Below are 6,233 nucleotides of genomic sequence, written 5' to 3' on the forward strand. Positions count from 1 at the left end.
TGTTAATATTATATTTACTTATGCTTTTAAGTGCCACAGATATTAACGAGGAAGTAGTTTGGAAGTATAGAATGTTTGATTGGAGGTTTTTTTATAATAGAATTTATAGAATTCCTAGTGTAGTTTCACCAAGATGGGAGAATACTTTAAGGGTAACACCCTGGGGAGAAGTGTATTTTCTCCCAGATAGTGAGGAAGACACCATAAAGTTTTATATCATTGATGAAAAAGGAAATAAAAAAAGAGAAGGTGTTTTAAATGTTGATGTTATTGATTATTTGGGATTACATCCACCGTTCCGTCATCTAGAAGGAGAGAAGCAAGAAGATATACCTGATAAATTAAAGGCTTCCTTGAGAGATATATTAAAATTGGGGTGTGCTGGATATGTTTTCATCCTTGATCTTTGTGTAAGCCATAAAAAGGATTTTTTTATTTTATTCAGATATAGTGCTTCTTCTGATCTATATTATTGTCTTCTAAAATATGACTCACTTGGAAATTTAAAAGAAATCTGGGCGACCGAGGAGGACCAAAAAGCTTTTTTGAAAAAGGAGAATGTAGCAATAAAGACTATTCCAAGACCCGGAGCTCGTATATACACCAATAAAGAAGGTGTTTTCCTTAAGTATGGCAAAGAAATATTTTTGCACTACGATTACAATGGGAATTATCTTGGAGAAGTTAAAGAGCCTGAGGGAATAGTTGAAGAAAGGATAAGGATGCCTGATGGAAGGGAGAAGATAATCTGGAGCGAAAAACCTATTAGGATTTTTGGTGAGTATTATACTTTTAAGAAAGAAGGTAATAAATATAAAGTTAAATTAGATAATAAGGAATATTATTTACCTGAGGGTTTAGACATAGGAGAGTTAAAAGGAGAGTTACGGTTCAATAAGAAAAATCAGACACTTGAGTTGTGGAAATTAGAGTATCGAGGAGAGCCAGATAGTCTTGGTTACAGAGACCTTTGTATAATAAGAAGTGACATAAAATTGGAGCCAGTCGACACTAAAAAAAACTAAACATCTGGGGGAGGATAAGGGAATTCTTTGTTAGGGTTTTTAAATCTTAGTTTAGAATTGAACAAATATTTTTCAGATGAACTCAAAAAACTCAACAGACCCGATAAACTCAATGAACTTTACTAAACCCGATTCGGCAAGAATTAAGTATAGATTGGAGCCTCCTGAATACGCAAACCCTGATATTTCTCCTAAACCAATAAGGATGAAGGTGGAAATCAAGGATAAGGATGGGGTTACAGTCTACGGCCCAAGGGATTTAACTGTTGAAGAACAGAGGAACCAATTATTATGGTGGAATGGAATTGATAATAAGGGGGATACATTGGACCCTGAGAGAGGTCCTTTCAAAGGAGAGATAAAATTGAAATATAAAGAAGAAATACAGACCACAACAAGTTCCCTGGCAGCTGCTTCTGCGAAGACCAAAGGAGGTGAAGTAACTGCGGAATTTCTTTCGAGTTTAATTGCTGTAAAGGTTAATAATATTAAGCCATCTTATAAGAAGATTGTGGCTGTGAGAGGTGGAGAAAATGATAAATTGAGTTTCGATTATGAAATAAAACCCAGTTGGTTTACATTTGATAGTAAGAAGTTTTTGATATATGGTAAAGACGGATTATTTGATAATCCAATATATACAGAAGAGTTAACTTCTAATAGTGGTTCTTTTAAGTGGGATGGTAAATGTGATGCTTCTTTTGGAAAAAATGAATCTGGCCATTATGCTGACCCAAGGGAGAATCCTTTCAGTGTTTATTGTGAATTAAAATTTGAGGGAGAAGGTAAAGAATATACATTTTGTGAACATTTAATGGATGTGAATGTAGTTCCTCAAATTATGAAGGTTTTTGGGACCCATACTCCTTTTTCTCCTACTGCTTCTTGTGATGAGGATAATCCTCTTACATTGACACACAGATGTGTAGTAAAAGGGAAGATAGACAATAGTGGAGTGGAGCAAGAAGATATTTTATATTATACTGGGGATGGAGAGCCAATCAGGATTTGGAGATGTAGGAATGATAATTCATATCATGCCAACAATGGGACTCAGGTTTATGATTACCAAAATAGGAGAAGTTACTGGATTGAGCTGTATAATGAATATGAAATTGATCCAGAAATATGGGATCAAGAAAATTTAGGAGAACTTAACTGTATATGGACGCAGGAATCTGGACCTACACCGGAAGTAGTTCCTCAGGGTTTAGTAAGTGCGAACACATACAGTAATCCAGGAACATATCGTTATAATATCAGAGTTACTAATTTAGCGGAAGGTCAGACTATCCAGAATATGGAGTCGCATCCCGGAGAAGTAAAAAGTAGACCTACGAATTATAACCAGGTTAGCTGTGATAGTATAGAATGTATCAGAGATTGTTATATGGTTCATTTAAAAGGGGTAGAGAATGACGCTTATGCGTGGGCACAATCTTTTATAGGAGTGCCTTATGCTGAATATATTGATAATCCGAATCCACTTCCAAATCGTTTATACCCAACAGATTATCATTACAATGATTGTTCAGGGTTGATACATGCTGCTGAATGGTTAAATGGATGGAGGAATTATCGTCAGGATGCTCATGGATATGTTACTTTAACGAGTTATTCATCCTCCAATGGGGGTGTGGACCCTGAAAACAATGTAAATGCCCGGAGGAATGATTGGGCAGGGATTGATCCAAAGATAGATAAAGATGGTGATGGGGCGATTGGAAGAAGACCCTATTGGGGATTCAAATAATGACGGATTTCCTGGAGTGAGGGGAGTAGATGATGATGGAGATGGATTAATAGATGAAGATTCAAGGGGTAGACAACCTGGTGAATCTGGATATACAAACGACCTTGCGGAAGATGATGACGAAGATGGTTATTACGATATTAATCAGGGGAAGATTATCAGGCTTAATGAGGATCCTGGTAGATGGGACCATATTATAATGATAAGGGATTATAGGTGGATTGATTGGCATGATCCTCTGTATGCACAGTTTGAACAAACGTTAGGGCATGCTTATAATTTCATTCATGCTTGTCCTGACCCTGGTTGGACCACAGAAGTGTTCTATAATCTCCTTGATTATAGACCCAGATATCCAATTGTACACACTCAATTTAATCAAACTGGTCGTATTTATAGAACAGAATTCAGACAACCAAATAGGTAAAATGAATAGTTTATTGGAGGATATATGAAAAAGTTTTTAATTTTAATGTTAATGATAATCACTTGCTTTGTTAGTGCAGAGGAATATGTAGATAAAGTTGAATTATTTATTCCTTATGGAGATGCAGATAGTCTTTTAGGATATAAACCTCCTTATTATGAGATAAAAGAGAATGGTGATACAGGACATATTGAGCTTGGTCGGGCAGCAACAGCCTGGGATATTCAGAATGATAAAATTTATGTTGCCGATGGAGTAAAAAGTAAGATATTGGTTTATTCTTTGGCTGGGAAATATTTGCGTTCAATTGGGTTATGGAAGGAAGAAACCGATGAAATAAAAATAAAGACTTCTGCAGGGGAAACTCTTACTTTAAAAGCCCGGGAATTGAGAGAATGGGATCCTAACCAAAAGAAATTTGTAGTGTCTCAGGGAAATAAATATTATTACGAGAAAATAGGTCTTATTGCGGTTGATGGTTCTGGAAATATCTATGCGATTACTGATGTAAGTTTAAAAAATAGAGGTGTAATGAAATTTTCTCCTGATGGTAAGTTATTAGGAATAATAAATAAATTTGGACAGTATGGACCTGATGATATTAAGACTTTAGGTTTTCAAGTGCGTTCTGATATTTATGGGGATATAATTGTGGGTATGCTATTAGAAAAAGGAGGTCAAGTTTTTGCTAAGTTTGATAGAAGTGGCAACTTTATGTGGGTAAAAGAACGAGCTTATCCTAGAGATAAGGAAGGCTATCTTTATAATATGCTCCCAGATGGTAAAGGCCCTTCAGCACCAGACACCTCAGTTATTGTTTCAAAGATGAATTCACAAGAAGTAGAAATCAAAAAGATTAAAATCTATTTTGAGCCTCCTTCTTCAAGAGGAGTAGGATTTAGTGGTGTTGATGGTAAAGGTAATCTTTTCTTAAGTTTAGAGCCAATGTATCGCAAATATGACCAAAATGGAAATTTATTAGCAAAGATTTCATGTTCCTCGATCGTTTTCGAGAAAGGTTTAGCAGATGTTGAATCTATCCCCCTAACTAAATTTATGGCAGATGGAAGCTTTTACATTGGTTATAATTTAAGAGATGGTTTTCATCTAATTAAATACTACATCAAACCCGGAACCGAAGGAAAAATCCTCGAACCAGCAGTCACCCCCAACACTAAAAAAAACTAAATATCTGGGGTAGGATAAGGGAGGTTTGGATTAGAGTATTTAAAACTTAATTAAAATTTTGTTCCTAAGAGACTCCTGAAGTCTAGATATTCTGAAACCTTTTTCCTCCTTGCCCCTTCGGAGAATTCGATATATTATAAGGGTGAGACTAAAATGAATAGTGATGAGATACCAGTTCGTGTTCAATATGATATAACCTATGAGTGTAGAGGTGTTCTTTCCACAGAAACGAGGATAGAAGATTATAAGTTAAATGCCTTTGATTATTCTCCTAATAAGCATTATCTTTATGCTTCTGGGACAGGCTTGGAAGGGGAGAAAAGAGATTCCATACCTATATGGGTGATTAGTTTTGAGATAGATGAGGAGAATGTTACCAAGTATTTTAACCCTTATAAACCTGATTCTGCAAGGATTAAGTATAGATTGGAGCCTCCTGATTACGCCAACCCTGACATTTCTCCTAAACCAATAAGGATGAAGGTGGAAATAAAAGATAAGGATGGAAACTTAGTCTACGGTCCAAGGGATTTAACTGTTGAAGAGCAGAGGAACCAATTATTATGGTGGAAGGGAATTGATAATAAGGGGGATACTGTGAAGGTGGAAAAGGGTCCATTTAAGGTGGAGTTGACTCTTAAATACAAAGAGGATAAAGAAGTTAAGGATAGTGTAGATATAGGTATTGTTTATGTAGATCTTGTTGTATTTAACCTACGAAACGGCCCCCCTGTTTCAGAGAAGAACGAGAGAATACAAGATTCTTCAGCAATCACATTGGTAAATGAAGATGATGACGGATTACCAAAAGGTGCAGATATGAAAAATGAGGTAATAGATGAGGGTGGGGATACTTTAGATATGGTAAAACTGAGATTAAAATGTGAACTTCCAGAGACATTTGTAGATGGGACAATTGAATTTGTCGAGAAGAAAGTAAATAGAATAGGAGAAGAAGTTCTTAAAGATACGGCAGTAGTAAGGATATTCGACGAAAAGGACGAAGTAATATTCAATGATAGTAAGGAGCAAATTGAATTAAAAGAGATACTTAATAAGTCTCGTTTTGTAAATGATTCAATAGATTTCTGGGTAGAAGGGGTAAGACACGGTTGTATTGAATTTATGTTAAATTTGAGGGACGAAAATGGGGAGATGCTTGGTTCGGATACCGTATCTGTGATGGCTTTCAAAGAAATGGGGATTGAATATAGGTATATGAAGGATCAGAATAACAATTATGATTGTCTTCTTAAAGGGAGAGATTCCTTGGAGAATGCTTTTAAGAAAGGTTATGTTATCCCGAAGATAACTTATGGAGATAGTATAATTCCAGCGAAGTATCCAAAATTGTGGGATAAGTTAATGAGGGACATTACAGACGTTATTCCCAGTCTGCTTCTGTGCCCTGGTATTTAGAGGCAGGGATGGAGGCGGAAGAAGGGGCTAAGTGGGCAGAAGGAGATAAAGGAGAGAAGTTTTATGGGTATACTTACTTTGTGCAAGGGCCCTATTATTCATTTTCCCTTGTTTTTATGAAAAAGTTAAAAGAATTATCTATTACAAATCCCTGGACTGCTATCAAGATGGCTACAATTCACGAATTAGGGCATCAATATGCACATCTTACGGATAAGTATAAAGAAGTAAATAAGAAAAAACATGTGCTTAAAGGTTGTTGTGTGATGGATAAACTAGAAATTGAAAATAATGAGGTTATAGACTGTAAAAATTTCTGTGATTCCTGTGTGATTCATTTAAAGAACAAATACTGGGATTATGATGCAAATAGACCGCCTCAGAATTAAGTTATTAAACCTTTAATAAAATGGAGGCAAAA

6 protein-coding genes are annotated in these 6,233 nt (G+C 35.7%); all 6 read left to right on the top strand.

Translation table 11 applies throughout. From position 1 onward, the window contains the following. Positions 1-1,025, top strand: a 1,025-nt coding sequence (locus tag ABIN61_08995; protein ID MEO0294338.1) for a hypothetical protein, incomplete at its 5' end; no start/stop codon positions are given. Positions 1,026-1,137: 112 nt separating this feature from the next. Further along, positions 1,138-2,778 (top strand): hypothetical protein, encoded by a 1,641-nt coding sequence (locus ABIN61_09000; protein ID MEO0294339.1) that lies wholly within the window; start codon positions 1,138-1,140, stop codon positions 2,776-2,778. Then, the gene (locus tag ABIN61_09005; protein MEO0294340.1) at positions 2,738-3,205 is read left to right on the top strand and encodes a hypothetical protein; all 468 of its coding nucleotides are present in this window, start codon (positions 2,738-2,740) and stop codon (positions 3,203-3,205) included. Before ABIN61_09000 ends, ABIN61_09005 begins: the two co-directional genes overlap by 41 nt. Before the next feature lie 24 nt (positions 3,206-3,229). Further along, positions 3,230-4,393 (top strand): hypothetical protein, encoded by a 1,164-nt coding sequence (locus ABIN61_09010; protein MEO0294341.1) that lies wholly within the window; start codon positions 3,230-3,232, stop codon positions 4,391-4,393. Positions 4,394-4,546: 153 nt separating this feature from the next. Then, positions 4,547-5,812, top strand: coding sequence for a hypothetical protein (locus tag ABIN61_09015; GenBank protein MEO0294342.1), 1,266 nt, complete (start codon positions 4,547-4,549; stop codon positions 5,810-5,812). A gap of 8 nt (positions 5,813-5,820) precedes the next feature. Continuing rightward, the gene (locus ABIN61_09020) at positions 5,821-6,201 is read left to right on the top strand and encodes a hypothetical protein (protein ID MEO0294343.1); all 381 of its coding nucleotides are present in this window, start codon (positions 5,821-5,823) and stop codon (positions 6,199-6,201) included. Positions 6,202-6,233: the final 32 nt, after the last annotated feature.

The sequence above is a fragment of the candidate division WOR-3 bacterium genome (assembly GCA_039804165.1).
In the GTDB taxonomy this organism is placed as follows: Bacteria; Hydrothermota; UBA3072; order UBA3072; family UBA3072; genus JAFGHJ01.

Coding starts and splice junctions, on each gene's coding strand:
- ABIN61_09015 (MEO0294342.1), top strand. CDS start 4,547: ATGAATAGTGATGAGATACCAGTTCGTGTTCAATATGATATAACCTAT.
- ABIN61_09020 (MEO0294343.1), top strand. CDS start 5,821: ATGGAGGCGGAAGAAGGGGCTAAGTGGGCAGAAGGAGATAAAGGAGAG.
- ABIN61_09005 (MEO0294340.1), top strand. CDS start 2,738: ATGGGGCGATTGGAAGAAGACCCTATTGGGGATTCAAATAATGACGGA.
- ABIN61_09000 (MEO0294339.1), top strand. CDS start 1,138: ATGAACTTTACTAAACCCGATTCGGCAAGAATTAAGTATAGATTGGAG.
- ABIN61_09010 (MEO0294341.1), top strand. CDS start 3,230: ATGAAAAAGTTTTTAATTTTAATGTTAATGATAATCACTTGCTTTGTT.